Raw genomic sequence first — 17,175 nt, 5'->3', positions numbered from 1 at the left:
GGTAGCAAAACGTTTTAGATCCCCCTAAATCCCCCTTTTTAAGGGGGACTTTAATTCCGGTTCCCCCCTTTTTAAGGGGGGTTAGGCAGGGTGGTTTCATACAAAGAAAGAAAAAACTTTGTGTAGTTGATTAGAGAGGGCGCGTTGTGCTTGAGGAATAGTTCGGAAACCGAGTTTGCGGGCGATCGTAATGAAAAAGTTGTGTAAAATAGACCAATTGACAGGAGCATTGCCACCACGACGTGGTGGAAAGTCTTCTTGGAATGTCACATCTCGAACCCAATGCAGTCGATTTTCGATGCCCCAATGCCCTTGAATGTCACAAAGTAACTGTTGAGCTTCGAGATATTGACTACATATATAGAATTGACGCTCGTAGGATGGCTGACCATTGCGCTCACCCTGACGCTCGACAACCACAAAAGTTTTGAGTCCAGACCATTTTTTTTGAAGTTGTTCGGGGGCAGCAAAAACCTTACACTCACGTTGGACTTTTCGTGAATGAACATTCTCTATAGTGATGGCACTGGTGAGTGGAGTATCCTGTTGTGATTGGGTTTGAGCCATTTTATAGAGTGTCGGTTGATTTTCTTTTAATCCAATCAGGTAGTCATTACCACTATTAATGATTAGCGATACAGTTTTTTTTGGCAGTGTAAAGCATCAAGGGTAAAAACGACTTGTTGACCAGAAAACTCGGAGATTAATTGTTGTACGATCGCCACTTCACTAATTTTTTTGTTTGACATTGGTTGCATCCTGAGTACAATGCCGCGATCGTGACTATAAACTGATACTGTACTGATAAAGTTTTGGTAGGATTGACTGTAATCTGTGACTGTGCAACGAATGCCTTTGCCATCAATCGCCAGTCTCTCATAAGGCATTGGTGGAACAAAAACTGATGCCCAATTATTAAATAAGTCTGTTAGTGGCTGAAAATCGACTGTTTTCAGTACTCGTCGGAACGTTGAATAGGATGGAAACTTAATTGTCTCATCTAGGTTTAACAGTTCAATCAAGCTCTGTCTGTGTACTTTGGTAAAATCTTCCAGTGGACGGTAGCCCCAATACCCAGTCATTGCTCCCAGCAATATGAGCAATAATACTAACCATAATTCATGTCTTCGTCCCCGGATGTGCCTATAGTCTGGGACTTGCTGCAATTGTTCGATCAGATTGTTCATACTTCCAGATTGTCAATTTACGATCGCCTCCCATAAGTATTGTCATTTTTCTCTGTTTGTATGAAACCACCCTGCCTCCCCGCAAGCGGGGAGGGGTTGGGGGTGGGGTTCTTTATTTTTAATTTATGCAAGAGGTCTACACAAGAGGATTTTGTGGTGACAACGAGGGGTATAATTTACAGCAGATTGCAGAGAATTAAGCCATAATCGCGCTCATGAGAATTAACTGATGAGTTCTACAGATCAGCCAAAGTATGAATATCAAGTTGGCGGGAGTCTCCCTTCTGATTCTCTCACTTATGTGACGCGGCAGGCTGATGAAGATTTGTATGCGGGGCTGAAGGCAGGGGATTTTTGTTATGTGCTGAACTCGCGGCAAATGGGTAAATCTAGCTTGCGGGTGAGAACTATGCAACGGTTGCAAGCTGAGGGTGTTGCTTGTGCTGCTATTGATATTACAGCGATTGGGACTTGGGATATCACTGCCGAGCAATGGTATGCAGGGGTGATTGATAGTATTATTAGCAGTCTGTATTTGTATCAAACTTTTGATTTAGAAAGCTGGTGGGTTAGTCACGATTTACTTTCGCCGGTGCAGCGGTTGGGGAAGTTTATTGAGGATGTGCTGTTAACGTCGATTTCTCAAAACATTGTGATTTTTATTGATGAAATTGATAGCATTCTCAGCTTGAATTTGCCTTCGGTTGACGATTTTTTTGCTTTAATCCGCAGTTGCTATAACCAGCGTGCTGATAAACCAGAGTATCAGCGGATAACTTTTACACTGTTTGGCGTTGCAACTCCCTCGGATTTGATTAAAGATAAAAAGCGCACACCATTTAATATAGGTCGTGCGATCGCTCTCACGGGCTTTAAGTTAAATGAAGCTGAACCGTTAGCTTTGGGGTTTGTGGGGAAGGTTAGTAATCCGCAACGAGTATTGCAAGAGATTTTAGCTTGGACTGGTGGACAACCGTTTCTCACTCAAAAACTTTGTAAGTTAATCAAGACTAAGGGTTGGGGAGCAGAAACTGGGGATGAGTCTAAGGTTGATCAGTTGGTTGAAACTTATGTTATTACTTATTGGGAATCCCAGGATGAGCCGGAGCATTTAAAGACGATCCGAGATCGGATTCTCAGTAGCGAGCAAGTTGCAGGCAGATTGTTAGGACTTTATCAGCAAATTTTACAACAGGGTGAAGTGGCGGCGAATGATAATCCCGAACAAATGCAGTTGCGGTTGACGGGGTTGGTGGTTAAGCAGCAAGGTAAGTTAAAAGTTTATAACTTGATTTATGAATCGGTTTTTAACCTGAGTTGGGTTGAGAGAGAATTAGCCAAACTGCGTCCTTATTCTCAAGCTTTCAGAGCATGGATAGATACAAATCGTCAAGATGAATCACGGTTGTTGCGGGGTGCAGCCTTACAGGATGCTTTGATTTGGGCAGCAGATAAAAGCTTGGGTGTTGAGGATTATCAGTTTCTCGCAGCTAGCCAAGAATCAGACAAGCGAGAAGCGATAGAAGCAGAAAAGCAAGCTAATCAGATTTTACAAGCAGCGACGCAAAAAGCTAATCAGCGGATTCGCCTTGGTTCTTTGATTTTGGGTATATCTGTGGTGGGGGCAGTAATTGCGGCAACAGTTGCTCTTAACAAATTACAACAAGCAGCAGAAGGAACCAGAATAGAACGAGAAGGCAGCAATGCTTTACAGCAGTTTTATTATGAGAAAACAGAAGCGTTGCCATCGGCGCCGTCTTATTATGAGAAAACAGAAGCGTTGCGATCGGCAATGCGAGCCGGACAAGATTTGCAAAAGCTAGTTAAAGATAATCGTTCCTTAGAGGAATATCCCGCAGCTAGCCCACTTTTAGCTTTAAGAACGATTTTAGATAACACCCAAAAGCGAAATCAACTCACCGGGCATCAGTCACTAGTCAACAGCGCCAGTTTTAGTCCTGATGGCAAACGAATTGTTACAGCTTCCTGGGACAAAACTGCCAAGGTGTGGGACTGGGACATTTCTGGCAAACTCATCGCCACCCTTACCGGACATCAGTATGCAGTCAACAGCGTCAGTTTTAGTGCTGATGGCAAACGAATTGTCACCGCTTCATATGACAAAACCGCCAAGGTATGGGACATTTCTGGCAAACTCATCACCACCCTTACCGGACATCAGTATGCAGTCAACAGCGCCAGTTTTAGTGCTGATGGCAAACGAATTGTCACAGCTTCATATGACAAAACCGCCAAGGTGTGGGACATTTCTGGCAAACTCATCGCCACCCTTACCGGGCATCAGTATGCAGTCAACAGCGCCAGTTTTAGCGCTGATGGCAAACGAATTGTCACAGCTTCATCTGACAAAACCGCCAAGGTGTGGGACATTTCTGGCAAACTGCTCGCTACCCTGACTGGGCATCAAGCAGAAGTCAACAGAGCCAGTTTTAGCCCTGATGGCAAACGAATTGTCACCGCTTCAGATGACAAAACCGCCAAGGTGTGGGACTTGAATGGTAAACTCATCGCCACCCTTACCGGGCATCAGCATAGAGTCAACAGCTCGAGTTTTAGCCCTGATGGCAAACGAATTGTCACCACTTCAGATGACCAAACCGCCAAGGTGTGGGACTTGAATGGTAAACTCATCACCATCCTTACCGGGCATCAAGGAGAAGTCTACAGCGCCAGTTTTAGCCCTGATGGCAAACAAATTGTCACCGCTTCTGCTGACAAAACCGCCAAGGTATGGCTAGTTGAAGGCTTAGATGAACTGTTAAATAGGGGTTGTCTGAGGTTAAGTGATTACTTTGTCAGTCATCCGGAGACGTTGAAAGAACTTGAGGTATGTAAGAAGAGATGAGGGGAGAGGAGAAGGGGGGGAGTGTTTGAGGGTTTAGCTTATGTGGATAGTTGCAAGTCAATTGCGATCGCCGCGATAAAGTTGTAGTCAATCATAACCTCACCGTTTATTGAATTCGGGAACCCGTTTATTGAATTCGGGAGTCCGTTTATTGAATTCGGGAGTCCGTTTATTGAATTTGGGAACCCGTTTATTGAATTCGGGAGTCCGTTTATTGAATTTGGGAACCCGTTTGTTATATCGCCGTGTCCATAACGCACCATACTGGGGTATCTAGACTAATATGTAATGCGGTGTGCAACTTTCTCTCAAACCTAACCCCCAACCCCTTCCCTACAAGGGAAGGGGAGCAAGACTTAAAGTTAATTTATCCTAAAAATTCCCGATTTCTGGGTTAAACTAATCCGATAATCCCAGGAGTGGCACTAGTGCGAATATGGCAAATAGAATTGGGCGATTACTCCCATTGAGTTTTATCAGCTTTTGTTTTTGTGTAGGCATTAGTATCGGCATCTTTGTCCGCTTTGGGCAAGTGCAGCGATCGCAAGCTGCAAGTTCAGAGGAAGCTATACCGCTTTTACCAGGATATGAGCCACAATACACACCACCGTCAGGTTTTGAAGAGCCAGAATCGGATTATATCACGATTCAAGCTGTGGGTGATGTGATTCCCGGTACTAATTACCCTGATAACAGACTTCCACGCGATCGCAATCAGCTAATCCCCAAGTCGGTGCGAGCATACTTGCAAAGAGCCGATTTATTATTGGGCAATCTGGAAACTAGTTTAACTACTTATCCTTATTCATCTAAAGATATCAATCAAGGACAAACTTTTGCCTTTCGTTCTCCCCCAACATATGCAAAGTTGTTTGCTGATGTTGGCTTTGATGTTTTCAATATGGCAAACAACCATGCATTAGACTTTGGGAAAACAGGATTTCGAGATACAGTTAATAATCTTGCCGCAGTTGGTATTGAAACATTAGGTCATAAGAATCAAATTCTTTATAAACAAGTTCGTAATGTCCCCGTAGCGATGATTGGGTTTACTACCTACGATATTTATAACTCAATGCACGATTTAGAAACAGCGAAAGCTCTTGTTGATGAAGCTAGATCAAATGCCAATCTAGTAATTATTTCCATGCAGGCAGGAGCCGAAGGAACCGGCGCAATGCATGTGAAAAATAAAACCGAATATTTTTATGGAGAAGACCGAGGAAATTCGCTGCAATTTGCTCGGACAATGATTGATGTCGGCGCAGATTTAGTTATCGGACATGGACCTCACGTACCGAGAGCGATGGAAATCTATAAAGGAAAACTCATCGCTTATTCCTTAGGAAACTTTCTCGGATACCGAACTTTATCAACAAAAGCCGAAACTGGTTACTCAATGATTTTAGAAGTAAAAATGAATCCTTATGGCGAATTAGTCGGAAGTAAAATTATCCCTGTTCGCATAAATAAACAGGGAATTCCGCATATAGATCAGCGGTTTACAACTGTCAGCCTTTTACGTTATTTGAATAAGAATGATTTCCCCAAAAAGCCGATGAAGATTAATAAGCAAGGAGAAATTGTCTTGGCGAATATAAAATAAGAAATGAGAAGGCAGAAGGCAGAGGGCAGAGGGCAGAAGGAAAGAAGTATTAATAAAAACTTTAGTTCTGGGTTTAAAGCCCAGTCAAAATCAATAATTATACCGAGACTGCTTGCAGTCTCGGTATAAAACGCCCTAGTTACAATCCCACTCTTTTAAGGGTGGGTTCCCTTCTGCCTTCTGCCTCCTGCCTTCTGCCTTCTGAATATAACCTCAATATGACCAATAGCAAACAAAGAACTAACTATAGGTGGGGAAACTTAAGTTTAGTCACCATACTACTGTGTTTTTATCCCGTTGGAACTGCGATCGCAGCTACTAAAGTGATGTCTTTAGGAGATTCTCTATGTGCAGGCAACATTGCCGCTTTGCGTAGTGAGGTAGCACACACCAAATTTGGATCTACTATAGATTGGGTGGGAACTAAAAAAGACGGCGCATATACTGACCCCGATAATGAGTGTCATGGTGGTTGGTCGGCAGCGCAAGTGTTGCAACAACCAAAATCAAATGTTCGTCTCCCCTCATGGGAGAAAAATCCCGGAAGCATTCGAGATTGGGTTCAAGCGACCAAACCTGATGTAGTCCTGATAATGCTCGGTACTAATGATTTCTTTGCTAGTGATGTACGAGGTGATAACACCTCAGCCTTTCTCACAAAATCCCTTAAAGGGATTATCGATGATATCTTGTTATTACGTCCCAACGCGAAAATTGTAATCGCCTCAATTCCCCCGTTTAAATGGGATATAAATAAGGGTGTCGATCGTAATCAAACTAAAACTACAGCCAACGCATTTCTTAAGGAACGTGTCACAAAGCTCTCTGCACAAGGCAAGCAAATATTTTTCCTTGATATGCACGCTTCAATACTTGCTCGATTAAAACAGGGTGATATTTTTAGCGATGGTGTTCACTTTAACGAGCAGGGCAATAAGTTTATAGCGCAAGAGTGGACTCGTGCCTTGAAAGCGATACTTCAAGGAGTGCGATCGCCACGCCTCTAATGACTAATTCATTGGACAAAGGTGGACAAAGCAGACATTGCATAGATTTGATCTAGGTTTTTTGAATGGAAACCTAGAAAACCAACTCTGATTTCTCAGGTAATGTTTTCCTCGTCAATGTTAAGAAGGCTTGTTAGGTCAAAGACACTGACTTAACCAAATAGATCTGTTTAATCTTTGACGACAGAAGCACAAGCTGGAAAGCACTCGTAGGTGTCATGACCTTCTTAACGTAGTCCGCAGAGCGGACTGAGACTGGCTACCTCTCCACAGGTACTGGTTTTCCAGTTTTGTCCAGTGTTTGGTGGATAGCGCAAATAATATAGCCAACGTGCAAACTGCTACAATAATTGCACATTTTAATCACACACAAGTGCCTACTACGAAATTTCCCGCAGAAGATAGAGGCGTTATCGTACTGAATTTCATTATCTTCAATAATGTATGAAGATATGTTATATCAAGGAGGCGGCTATTACTACTCAACTATCAAAGGATGTTATCCTTACAGAATGGCACGATTCTTGCATTGCGGAAGCTCTCAGACGCGCAACGGAAATTGCTGATTATTGTGCGCTAAACGCCAGCGCGATTGATTATAATGGCGCTTTCCCCAAAAAGGAGTTTGAGTTAATTGCCGAAGCCGGCTTATTAGCTGCACCCTTACAGCGAGGTTTAGGGGGATGGGGTGCGGGAGTTGATTCGAGTGTAACTCAACAACTGCTAATGTTATTAAAGCAGATAGGGCGTGGTAATTTAGCAGTTGGGCGAATTTATGAGGGACATATCAACACGCTGCAACTGATTCAAACTTTTGGTACTAAAGAACAAATCGCAACTTCTGCTCACGATGCACGCGATCGCCAGAAAATATTTGGCGTTTGGAATGCAGAGGCTGCTGATGGTGTTAAAATTATTCCTCTAGAGGATGGTAAATATCGCCTCGAAGGTTGTAAAACCTTTTGCTCTGGTTCTGGCTACGTTGAGCGTCCCTTTGTGAATGGTGTCTTACCCGATGGCACTTGGCAAATGTGCATTGTCCCAATGGATGAAGTAGTAACCGTAAGCGATCCATCTTGGTGGGAACCTTCGGGAATGCGAGCAACTGCTAGCTATAAAGTAGATTTTAGCGGCGTTGAGTTGCACCAAAATGCTTTAATTGGTGAACCTGGAGATTATTATAGACAACCTTGGTTGTCTGTGGGAGTAATTCGCTTTGCAGCGGTGCAATTGGGTGGTGCGGAAGCACTATTTGATTTAACTCGCGAGTATCTCCAAAAGCTCAATTATACAAACGATCCATACCAAAGAGAACGACTCGGTAGAATGGCGATCGCTATTGAAACTGGTAATATCTGGTTGCGATCAGCTGCGGATATGGTAGCAGCATATGCACCTGTGTTTGGTGGTTATCCGACGGTTGACAACCCCCAAGCTAGTCAACTCGTCGCTTATGCAAATATGGTGCGGACAACAATTGAACAAATTTGCATCGATGTCATGCAAATGTGTGAACGTTCTGTTGGTACTCGTGGTTTGCTACCACCAAATCCGATGGAACGCATCATCAGAGATTTAACCCTGTATCTGCGTCAACCCGCTTTTGATGCGGCACTTTCTAGTGTAGGACAGTATGTGTTAGCTGAAAGTAATCCGGCGCGATCGCTTTGGTCTGAATATAATTTAAAACGCAGATGAACGCAGATGAACGCAGATGATCTCTATTTAGACAATAACAAAGCTGGGTCAACGGCATCCCACCCCGCAGGTGGGGTAGGGTGTTTTGCATCACCGTTAACTAACCTCAGTGCTTTACCCCTGCATTCAGTTGGGGACATTGTTTGCAGTCCGGTGTTAATTGTTGCACCTCATCCCGATGATGAGACTTTGGGTTGTGGTGGTGCGATCGCTCTTTTGCGTTCTCTTAACTGCGATGTCTGCGTATTGGTTATCAGTGATGGTACGCTTTCTCACCCTAATTCACAGAAATATCCCGCACCTGTGCTACAAGCATTACGTGAAAGTGAAACGCTGGAAGCTTTGACAATGTTAGGTGTTAATCCTAATGATGTGACATTTTGCGGAATGCAAGATGGGTCAATTTCCACACAATATAACAGTGCGATCGCAAGTTGTAGTGCTTATTTAAGAGAAATTGCGCCGCAAATTATCTTTTTACCGTGGCGGTACGATCCTCATCCAGACCACCGAGCAACTTCAAAGTTAATTCATACCGCTTTGGGTAATTTGGATTTATCACCCCGCATTATTGAGTATCCTATCTGGGATTGGGACTTGGCGCAACGGGGAAACTTGAAAGAATCGGAAAAAGTCACTAGTTGGCGTCTGGATATTGCTGCGGTGGTGGAGTTGAAACAACAAGCGATCGCTTGTTATCGTTCGCAAATCACCAACTTAATTGACGACGATCCCGAAGGTTTTCGGTTAACACCAGAAATGCTTTTGAATTTCGCTCGTCCTTGGGAAGTTTATTTAGAAGTTGAAAATTAAATACTTTAATGAAATTAGCAATTTTTGATATTGATGGAACGCTGACTAAAACAAACGATGTTGATAGCCAGTGCTTTGTGAAAGCCTTTGCTTTAGAGTTTGGCATTGAAGATATTAACACGAACTGGGCTAGTTATGGACATACAACCGACTCTGGGATAACTTTGCAAATTTTTCAGGAGTTTCTCGGACGTATTCCCGAACAAAGTGAATTATCTCGGCTTCAGCATCGCTTTGTCGATTTGTTGCAGGAATGCTACACAGCGGATAATACATTGTTTGCGGAAATACCTGGAGCATCGATAATGTTGCGTAAATTGGCAGAAACAGAAAATTGGGCGATCGCTTTCGCAACGGCAGGATGGTCTGCATCAGCTTCCATGAAGCTTGACAGTGCAAAGCTAGATGTTGGACAATTGCCCACAGCGTCTGCCGATGATAGTATTTCTCGTGAAGATATTGTCAAAACCGCAATATCAAGAGCGAAAACGGTATACAATCAAATCGATTTTGAAAAAATTGTTTGTATAGGTGATGGAATTTGGGATGTTTTAACTGCTGTGCAATTACAACTTGCTTTTGTCGGTGTTGCTAGCGGTAAACAAAAGAAAACTTTACAGGATGCGGGAGTTGAGCAGATTATCGAAGACTTTGTAAACTTTGATAACTTTGTCGAAGCTTTGAACACTGCAAGCATCCTCAAGCCAGAAAAATTATTAGAGGTAGAAAAGGGGTCACTCAGTGATTCTGAAAGAGTATCGCTTCCTCCAAGTTATTTTGAAGCTCTTTACGGTACTAATCCCGATCCGTGGAAATTTGAAACCAGCGAATACGAAGCGAAGAAATATGCTGCAACAATCGCGGCTTTACCCAAACGCTATAAATCTGCTTTTGAAATTGGCGGATCAATTGGCATTTTGACTGAGAAGCTAGCCTCTAAATGTGACTCTTTACTCTCAATTGAAGTGTCAAAGCTAGCTCAAGAAAAAGCAATTAAACGCTGTCAGCACTTAAAGCAAGTGCGATTTCAAATCATGCGTTTACCAGAACAGTATCCTGAGGAAATGTTTGATTTAGTTTTGGTGTCAGAAGTTGGTTATTACTGGTGTTGGGAAGACTTACAAAAAGCCAAGCAGTGCATTGTAGAACACTTAGAACCAGGAGGACATCTGCTTTTAGTTCACTGGACACAATATGCGCGTGATTATCCCTTAAATGGCGATCAAGTTCACGATTCATTTATGGAGTTAACCCCGACTCAACTGCGGCATTTAACAAATCAACGCGAGGAACAATATCGACTTGATTTATTTGAGCGGGTTTGATTTATCATCTTTGTACAGACTACTAGGAGGTTTCGTCTGTTTGCTGTACGGAGTTATTATGCTGCGTTTTTGGGCTAGGAGATTTGTTTTCTTGCATTACTCTGAGCAGAAACCTTAAAGCCTCATTGACAGCATCTGCATTAGGTTCTAGGCGAACAACTGTCTCACCAAAATTATTTCGTCCAGAGCCTAACCGTCTGACTCGTAGACTATTTAAATCATACTCTAACCTAAGCTCATCTTTTTCCATTTCTGGCTCATCCCTCTTCATAGGCTTGTCGCTCGGTTCGTGTTACTTGTCTTGCACTTATGTTTAAACAGCATAAGTCGGCACTTTATTTGCCTCTTCTTTGTTACCACGACGCAGACTTTGTAGACGCAACCGTAAGTCGCTAATTGCTGTTTGAATTTCCACCTTTTGCCAACGCTGTGTCCAAATTCCTTCTTCTTTTGAACGCTGTTCAACTCGCTCAAATAACAGACCAAAAGTGTATGGTTGTTTTAATTCTTGCACAAGCCATTGTGTTGGAACTCCTAAAATATCAGCTAACGGTGCTAATTGCATATGAGTTGGCATCTTTCCGTTAAGAACAGAAAACCAAATGCTTCTTAACTGATGACGCGCTGAATAACGAGTTTCAATTGCTGCTGCTGATTCTACCAAAAATGCTTGCTTTTGTCGTCCCATTTGTGACCATTCATTCAACTGATTAGCCAAACCAATATCGGTGCGTCCGGTTTGTCTTGCGGAAGTTTCTACCCGCACTAACGGACTGTGGCGAAAACGGGCATTGACGCGCACCAAAGCATGATAAAATGCGACATCTTCCGGTGTTCGCACGGCTGGTAAACCACCAGCGATCGCATACATTTGTGCAGTCACGGCTAAACTTGCCCCATAGTGTTGATAGTGTCGCGGAAAGCTATCATAAGGATCGGGGTCAAGGTAACTTTCTAATTCTGCAATCAAGTAACGGTAGCCGACTTCCTGTAGATGACAAGTTTTAGCGTAGGGATCTAAAGTTGCGCGATCGCTTGAGAGTGTAATAATTCTTCCTCCCACTGCATCCGCACCACAATTAATTTCATACAGCGTCGCAGCGATCCAAGTCTCGCTTACTTGAGAATCGCCATCGGTGGAAGCAATTACTCCCCGCTTGCGTCCTATACTTATTAAGCGACGATAGGCTTCATCCATCAAAATCTGTCGAACTCGACCAATATAAGCTTCAGTTGCAGGTAGAGTTTTTTCAACTATGTGCAGTACTAAATCTGGATGTTGTTGTGCAAAATTCCAGGCGATCGTTGCTGAATTATCACTACAATTATTCAGTAGCAAAATTATTTCATACCGCCTGAAATCTAAGCGCTGTCCTTGCAAATCTACCTGATGCGCTAAAGCCGAAAGCGTTGCGCTCAATGTTTCCGCTTCATTTCGAGCTGGAACAATCACGGAAATTTCACATTGCGGTAAGGGCGTTTTTTCAACTAAAGCAGGAGTATTGCGGTAAAGTTGTGTACTTGGATCAACAACCACATGTAAACGCTTATCCATGTACACCATTTTTCCATCTCCAGCAAAACAAACAGAGCGTATTCATCCAAAAAAGCAACTTAGAAAGTTTGAAGTTTAGTAAGCTTATTGTGGATATTTGATCATTTGTTTTTAATCCTTCTAGAGCAAGATTAGTATTGATTGAAACTCTATCAATAGGTGCAGTAACCAAAACCTTCAAAATCGCAAACAAAAAAAAAGACAAAATTTTCATGTTTTTTGTCTTTGTGCAGAGAACAAGACATCAGCTAAAATACATAAACCTGACACAGACGTTCCACCGGAACGTCTCTACTAACTCCTTTTATGGGCAACACTTTTGGGCATCTATTTCGCGTCACTACTTTTGGCGAGTCTCACGGCGGTGGTGTGGGGGTTATAATTGATGGCTGTCCGCCACGGCTAGAAATTTCTGTTGAAGAAATTCAAGTAGAATTAGATAGAAGGCGTCCGGGACAAAGTAAGATTACAACGCCTCGCAAAGAAGAAGATAAGTGCGAAATTCTCTCAGGAGTGTTTGAGGGTAAAACTTTGGGAACACCAATATCAATTTTGGTGCGGAACAAAGACGCTCGTTCTCAAGATTACGACGAAATGCAACAAAAGTATCGCCCTTCTCATGCCGATGCGACTTATGACGCCAAATATGGCATTCGTAATTGGCAAGGTGGCGGTAGATCGTCGGCGCGTGAGACAATTGGCAGAGTCGCAGCAAGTGCGATCGCTAAAAAAATTCTTCGTCAAGTCGCTAATGTGGAAGTTATCGGTTACGTCAAGCGCATCAAAGATTTAGAAGGTGCGATTGATGCAAATACCGTCACTTTAGAACAAGTTGAAAGTAACATCGTCCGCTGTCCCGATGCCGAATGTGCAGAACGGATGATTGAATTAATTGAGGCGATCGCAAAACAAGGTGATTCTATCGGTGGTGTGGTAGAATGCGTAGCGCGAAATGTTCCCAAAGGTTTAGGCGTTCCAGTTTTCGATAAATTAGAAGCAGATATTGCCAAAGGTGTAATGTCTCTTCCCGCTAGTAAAGGTTTTGAAATTGGTTCAGGTTTCGCAGGGACGCTGTTAACTGGAATTGAACATAACGACGAATATTATATTGATGAAAACGGTGAAATTCGCACTGTAACTAATCATTCTGGAGGAATTCAAGGGGGAATTTCCAACGGCGAAAATATCATTTTACGAGTAGCATTTAAGCCGACAGCTACCATTAGAAAAGAACAAAAAACGGTGACAAATGAGGGTGAAGAAACGCTTTTAGCCGCCAAAGGAAGACACGATCCTTGCGTTTTACCGCGTGCTGTACCGATGGTAGAAGCGATGGTTGCTTTAGTATTGTGCGATCATTTGTTGCGGCAACAAGGACAGTGTAAAGTGTTGTAGGTAACACGCAATTTTCTCAAGAAAGTTTCTCTCTTGTGGGGTGGTGATTTTCCCATCCCTGTTTTTTATAAGTGTTGCTATAGTTGCAAATGACACAAGTTAAGCAAAGTAAAATACCAAGCAATTGAATACTTAGATGTATCTCTATCGAGTCCACTATATCCAATCTTGCAAAAACTGGATGCAGATAAAAAGCTAATTAATTCCGAAATTTCCTGGCTGGAACAGCACGAACTTAGGGAAACAATTAGCATCGCTAATGAACTTGAACTAAAGCGAGAATTTGCTGCTTTAAAAGCTAAGTATAAAGCAACCCAATATGAGGATTCATCATTATCAAGCCACTTGTATAAAATTCTTAAAAAGCTTGATTTGGAAAATCAGTTAAGTGAGCAGGATATTAATTTTCTCCAAAAGCGTAAATTAAGTGAAACGATTGCGATCGCTCACCAAAAATATGCTTCTAGTTTGAGATTCAAGACCCCGATCTGCGCTTTATCTCCCCTCTACCAGCGCTCGTAGAGGGGTTGGGGGTGAGGGCATTGCCTTGATAATGCGATCACCTGAGGCGTACATCCTCATAAAACAGCTATAATACCTTTAGATTGAAGCATTTATTTATCAATAATTACTCAATCATTTTGCTTAACTAAAGATGCAAAAGTGAATAAAGATATTATATGAACCAAAGATTAGTTGAATCATTAGCACAAATTATTCTCTCTCTATCTAATGAAGAACGGCAACTACTAGAAAACAAAATTCAGGAATCATCTATTTCACAAAAAATTGCTGATTTAGAAGGTTTTCTGAAAAGTTTTGAAGAAAAATATAATATGCCATCGAAGCATTTTTACCAACATTTTCAATCTGGTGAACTCGGAGATTCTATAGACTTCTTTGAGTGGAATACCTATTACGAAATGTGGAATGCTGCCCAAATTCAAGCATCTTGAAGAAGATGAATTTATATCAATTTATTACTGCTGTTAAAGAAAAATTAAATACCAGTCCAATTATTTTATCTCTAGAAATTGTTGATGAGCGCATTCTATTAAATCGAGGCTATTTTCGCGCCAGACTAATTCTTATCAATGAAGATTTTTTAGAAATAGCGGAATCATTCACTATTAAAGACAATCAACACATTACTTTAGATTACCGTTATCAGTGGATGGATGGTGCAAAACAAATCCTTAAAAAGCGTTGGGACAGCGTTAAGCATTTCCCTAATTTACCAAATTTTCCTCACCATATTCACATTGATTCAGAATCTAACGTTGAACCTGGTCAATCTCGAAGTATCATTGAGTTTATCGATTTCATGGAATCTGATTTCAGGTAAAGTGCAGCATAACTGATTTACTATCCCTCTTCTATCACTTTCCCTAAATAAAAAGATGTAACTCTTAATAGACAATGCCATAATTTTGGCGTAAACAGGGTATTTTCTATCTGGTCAAATCAAATGGATTTTATTACAATTTTAGGATTAATCGCCGCTTCCTTAACAACATTTTCATTCATTCCGCAAATGATAAAAACATGGCAAACAAAATCAGCCAAAGATGTTTCATTTGTGATGCTGATTACTTTTAATATCGGCATTTTTTTATGGCTACTTTACGGTATATATCTACAAGCGTTGCCGATTATTCTCGCCAATGGGATAACATTATTTTTTAACATCATAATTTTATGGCTTAAAATTAAATATAGATGAAAAAGCCCTAACGACTAGAAGTCGCGGCTACACATACAAAGTCCACCTGCGTGGACTTCAAAGAACTCAATAAAATGGGTTTTGTCTGTGTAGATGCGAATAATATTCGCCATAACTTTTACAAACATTCCCTAAAAAACACCTGTGACATCATCTGTATTCGCTGCTGAACGGCTTTTATTTACCCCCACAACCCCCGATAACGACGCGATCGCCACAATTTTCGCTTTCCCCAATGAATACACTGTGGGAATCACTAGCCTAGGCTATCAGGTAGTTTGGGCAACTTTGGCTATGCGTGATGATGTGCAAGTGAGTCGCTTGTTTACCGATACTCACGAACAACTTCCGAGAAAACCGGAATTAGTCGGCTTTTCGATGTCGTGGGAACTCGATTATGTAAATATTTTAAATCTACTGGAATCTTTAGAAATTCCGATTAAGGCAGATATTCGCGATCGCAATCATCCGATAGTTTTTGGTGGTGGTCCCGTTCTCACAGCTAACCCCGAACCTTTTGCCGATTTCTTTGATGTAATTCTACTCGGAGATGGTGAAGATTTATTGGGCAATTTTATTAACGCTTACAAAGAAGTTAGAAACGCTTCTAGACAAATCCAATTAAAAGCACTTGCACAAGTACCAGGAATTTATGTTCCTAGTTTGTATGAAGTTGAATATCACACATTAAATGGTGCCATCAAATCAATTCAACCAATATCTACAGAAATTCCCCCAATAGTGCAGAAGCAAACTTACCGAGGCAATGTTCTCTCAGCTTCAACTGTCGTCACCGAAAAAGCCGCTTGGGAAAATATTTACATGGTAGAAGTGGTGAGAAGTTGCCCAGAAATGTGCCGCTTTTGTTTGGCAAGTTATCTCACTTTACCTTTTAGAACTGCGAGTATCGAAGAATCTTTAATTCCAGCAATCGAAAGAGGTTTAGCTGTTACAAATCGGTTAGGATTATTAGGAGCTTCAGTAACTCAGCATCCCGAATTTGCATCGTTACTCGATTATATTAGTCAGCCAAAATATGACGATGTACGCTTGAGTATTGCCTCGGTGCGAACTAATACAGTAACTGTCCAATTAGCGCAAACTTTAGCCAAACGAGACACGCGATCGCTTACCATTGCCATAGAAAGCGGTTCGGAAAAATTACGCGAAATCATTAACAAAAAGCTGCATAATGATGAAATCATCCAAGCTGCGGTAAATGCCAAAGCTGGTGGCTTATCTAGTTTAAAACTTTACGGCATGGCGGGAATTCCTGGCGAACAATCAGAAGATTTAGAGCAAACTGTGGCGATGATGCGTGCTGTCAAAAAAGCTGCTCCGGGATTGCGCTTAACACTAGGATGTAGCACCTTTGTACCCAAAGCACACACGCCTTTTCAATGGCTTGGAGTAAATCGCCAAGCTGAGAAACGGTTGCAATTTTTACAAAAACAACTCAAACCGCAGGGAATAGATTTTCGCCCAGAAAGTTACAATTGGTCAATAATTCAAGCTTTGTTATCGAGAGGCGATCGCCGACTTTCTCAGCTTTTACAATTAACTCGTAACTTTGGCGATTCTTTGGGTAGTTACAAACGTGCTTTCAAACAACTCAAAGGACAAATTCCCGACTTAGATTTTTACGTTCACGCCGACTGGTCAACCGAACAAATATTACCCTGGAGCCACTTGCAAGGACCCCTACCACAGTCTACACTAATTAAACACCTGGCTGATGCCACCAGTAAATTTAACTCATCGCCAAAGGAATTACAGCCATTAAACTTATAATTTTATTCAACGTTGCTGAATTAAGACATGAAATCCCTAACTCATCAGACATAGGCGTAGAAACTAATTATGCGTTGCCCGAAACCCTTGATTAGACTATTCTGTGCTACGTTTCTACGTATGACTCTGGAGATGTCTATCGTAAAGACGTTCCGACGGAACGTCTCTACCGTCAGTCAAAATTTTTGGTGTTGCATATTTACAATATA

14 protein-coding genes and 1 pseudogene are annotated in these 17,175 nt (G+C 41.8%); 12 read left to right on the top strand and 3 right to left on the bottom strand.

What is annotated here, in order from left to right; translation table 11 throughout:
* Nucleotides 1-96 precede the first annotated feature (96 nt).
* Nucleotides 97-1,187 (bottom strand): annotated as a pseudogene (locus TOL9009_RS49215) (ISAs1 family transposase).
* 229 nt (nucleotides 1,188-1,416) lie between these two features.
* Between TOL9009_RS49215 and TOL9009_RS0111035 the strand changes: the two are divergent.
* The 6 genes from TOL9009_RS0111035 (at nucleotide 1,417) to TOL9009_RS44435 (ending at nucleotide 10,502) form a co-directional block, all read left to right on the top strand.
* Nucleotides 1,417-4,053: an AAA-like domain-containing protein gene (locus TOL9009_RS0111035; protein WP_029632854.1), complete on the top strand. Its 2,637-nt coding sequence runs from the start codon at nucleotides 1,417-1,419 to the stop codon at nucleotides 4,051-4,053.
* Nucleotides 4,054-4,489: 436 nt separating this feature from the next.
* Nucleotides 4,490-5,659 (top strand): CapA family protein, encoded by a 1,170-nt coding sequence (locus tag TOL9009_RS0111030; RefSeq protein ID WP_029632853.1) that lies wholly within the window; start codon nucleotides 4,490-4,492, stop codon nucleotides 5,657-5,659.
* 218 nt (nucleotides 5,660-5,877) lie between these two features.
* Nucleotides 5,878-6,666: a GDSL-type esterase/lipase family protein gene (locus TOL9009_RS0111025; RefSeq protein ID WP_084763180.1), complete on the top strand. Its 789-nt coding sequence runs from the start codon at nucleotides 5,878-5,880 to the stop codon at nucleotides 6,664-6,666.
* Between the two features lie 444 nt (nucleotides 6,667-7,110).
* Nucleotides 7,111-8,364, top strand: a complete 1,254-nt coding sequence (locus tag TOL9009_RS38855) for an acyl-CoA dehydrogenase family protein (RefSeq protein ID WP_084763177.1) — start codon at nucleotides 7,111-7,113, stop codon at nucleotides 8,362-8,364.
* Between the two features lie 6 nt (nucleotides 8,365-8,370).
* Complete coding sequence (locus TOL9009_RS38850) at nucleotides 8,371-9,177, top strand: PIG-L deacetylase family protein (protein WP_084763176.1); 807 nt, start codon at nucleotides 8,371-8,373, stop codon at nucleotides 9,175-9,177.
* A gap of 8 nt (nucleotides 9,178-9,185) precedes the next feature.
* Nucleotides 9,186-10,502, top strand: coding sequence for an SAM-dependent methyltransferase (locus TOL9009_RS44435; protein ID WP_084763174.1), 1,317 nt, complete (start codon nucleotides 9,186-9,188; stop codon nucleotides 10,500-10,502).
* 22 nt (nucleotides 10,503-10,524) lie between these two features.
* On the opposite strand, the gene TOL9009_RS0111005 is transcribed toward TOL9009_RS44435, so the two are convergent.
* Together TOL9009_RS0111005 and TOL9009_RS38840 are read right to left on the bottom strand one after the other, a co-directional pair.
* The gene (locus TOL9009_RS0111005) at nucleotides 10,525-10,773 is read right to left on the bottom strand and encodes a hypothetical protein (protein ID WP_029632851.1); all 249 of its coding nucleotides are present in this window, start codon (nucleotides 10,771-10,773) and stop codon (nucleotides 10,525-10,527) included.
* Between the two features lie 42 nt (nucleotides 10,774-10,815).
* Nucleotides 10,816-12,057, bottom strand: coding sequence for a glycosyltransferase (locus TOL9009_RS38840; RefSeq protein WP_051502865.1), 1,242 nt, complete (start codon nucleotides 12,055-12,057; stop codon nucleotides 10,816-10,818).
* Nucleotides 12,058-12,363: 306 nt separating this feature from the next.
* Between TOL9009_RS38840 and aroC the strand changes: the two genes are divergently transcribed.
* The 6 genes from aroC (at nucleotide 12,364) to TOL9009_RS0110965 (ending at nucleotide 16,966) form a co-directional block, all read left to right on the top strand.
* A complete protein-coding gene (gene aroC / locus TOL9009_RS0110990) occupies nucleotides 12,364-13,452 on the top strand; it encodes a chorismate synthase (protein WP_029632849.1) in 1,089 nt (362 codons plus the stop codon).
* Between the two features lie 168 nt (nucleotides 13,453-13,620).
* Entirely contained in the window at nucleotides 13,621-13,974 is a 354-nt protein-coding gene (locus TOL9009_RS0110985; protein WP_029632848.1) for a hypothetical protein, read from the top strand.
* A 158-nt stretch (nucleotides 13,975-14,132) separates the two neighbouring features.
* On the top strand, nucleotides 14,133-14,408 hold the full coding sequence (locus TOL9009_RS0110980; RefSeq protein WP_029632847.1) for a hypothetical protein: 276 nt from the start codon (nucleotides 14,133-14,135) through the stop codon (nucleotides 14,406-14,408).
* 5 nt (nucleotides 14,409-14,413) lie between these two features.
* Nucleotides 14,414-14,797, top strand: a complete 384-nt coding sequence (locus tag TOL9009_RS0110975; RefSeq protein ID WP_029632846.1) for a toxin-antitoxin system TumE family protein — start codon at nucleotides 14,414-14,416, stop codon at nucleotides 14,795-14,797.
* A 123-nt stretch (nucleotides 14,798-14,920) separates the two neighbouring features.
* Nucleotides 14,921-15,175 (top strand): SemiSWEET transporter, encoded by a 255-nt coding sequence (locus tag TOL9009_RS0110970; protein WP_029632845.1) that lies wholly within the window; start codon nucleotides 14,921-14,923, stop codon nucleotides 15,173-15,175.
* Nucleotides 15,176-15,319: 144 nt separating this feature from the next.
* A complete protein-coding gene (locus TOL9009_RS0110965; RefSeq protein ID WP_029632844.1) occupies nucleotides 15,320-16,966 on the top strand; it encodes a B12-binding domain-containing radical SAM protein in 1,647 nt (548 codons plus the stop codon).
* The last annotated feature ends 209 nt before the right edge of the window (nucleotides 16,967-17,175 follow it).

It is taken from the genome of [Scytonema hofmanni] UTEX 2349, assembly GCF_000582685.1.
GTDB lineage: Bacteria > Cyanobacteriota > Cyanobacteriia > Cyanobacteriales > Nostocaceae > Hassallia > Hassallia hofmanni.
The sequence above is the reverse complement of the archived record's forward strand: the minus strand, read 5'-3'. Positions and strand labels throughout refer to the sequence as shown.

What these genes read in the sequence shown, in the direction of transcription:
- TOL9009_RS0111035 (WP_029632854.1), top strand. Translation starts at nt 1,417, where the DNA reads ATGAGTTCTACAGATCAGCCAAAGTATGAATATCAAGTTGGCGGGAGT.
- TOL9009_RS0111030 (WP_029632853.1), top strand. Translation starts at nt 4,490, where the DNA reads ATGGCAAATAGAATTGGGCGATTACTCCCATTGAGTTTTATCAGCTTT.
- TOL9009_RS0111025 (WP_084763180.1), top strand. Translation starts at nt 5,878, where the DNA reads ATGACCAATAGCAAACAAAGAACTAACTATAGGTGGGGAAACTTAAGT.
- TOL9009_RS38855 (WP_084763177.1), top strand. Translation starts at nt 7,111, where the DNA reads ATGAAGATATGTTATATCAAGGAGGCGGCTATTACTACTCAACTATCA.
- TOL9009_RS38850 (WP_084763176.1), top strand. Translation starts at nt 8,371, where the DNA reads ATGAACGCAGATGATCTCTATTTAGACAATAACAAAGCTGGGTCAACG.
- TOL9009_RS44435 (WP_084763174.1), top strand. Translation starts at nt 9,186, where the DNA reads ATGAAATTAGCAATTTTTGATATTGATGGAACGCTGACTAAAACAAAC.
- TOL9009_RS0111005 (WP_029632851.1), bottom strand. Translation starts at nt 10,773, where the DNA reads ATGAAGAGGGATGAGCCAGAAATGGAAAAAGATGAGCTTAGGTTAGAG.
- TOL9009_RS38840 (WP_051502865.1), bottom strand. Translation starts at nt 12,057, where the DNA reads ATGGATAAGCGTTTACATGTGGTTGTTGATCCAAGTACACAACTTTAC.
- aroC (WP_029632849.1), top strand. Translation starts at nt 12,364, where the DNA reads ATGGGCAACACTTTTGGGCATCTATTTCGCGTCACTACTTTTGGCGAG.
- TOL9009_RS0110980 (WP_029632847.1), top strand. Translation starts at nt 14,133, where the DNA reads ATGAACCAAAGATTAGTTGAATCATTAGCACAAATTATTCTCTCTCTA.
- TOL9009_RS0110975 (WP_029632846.1), top strand. Translation starts at nt 14,414, where the DNA reads ATGAATTTATATCAATTTATTACTGCTGTTAAAGAAAAATTAAATACC.
- TOL9009_RS0110970 (WP_029632845.1), top strand. Translation starts at nt 14,921, where the DNA reads ATGGATTTTATTACAATTTTAGGATTAATCGCCGCTTCCTTAACAACA.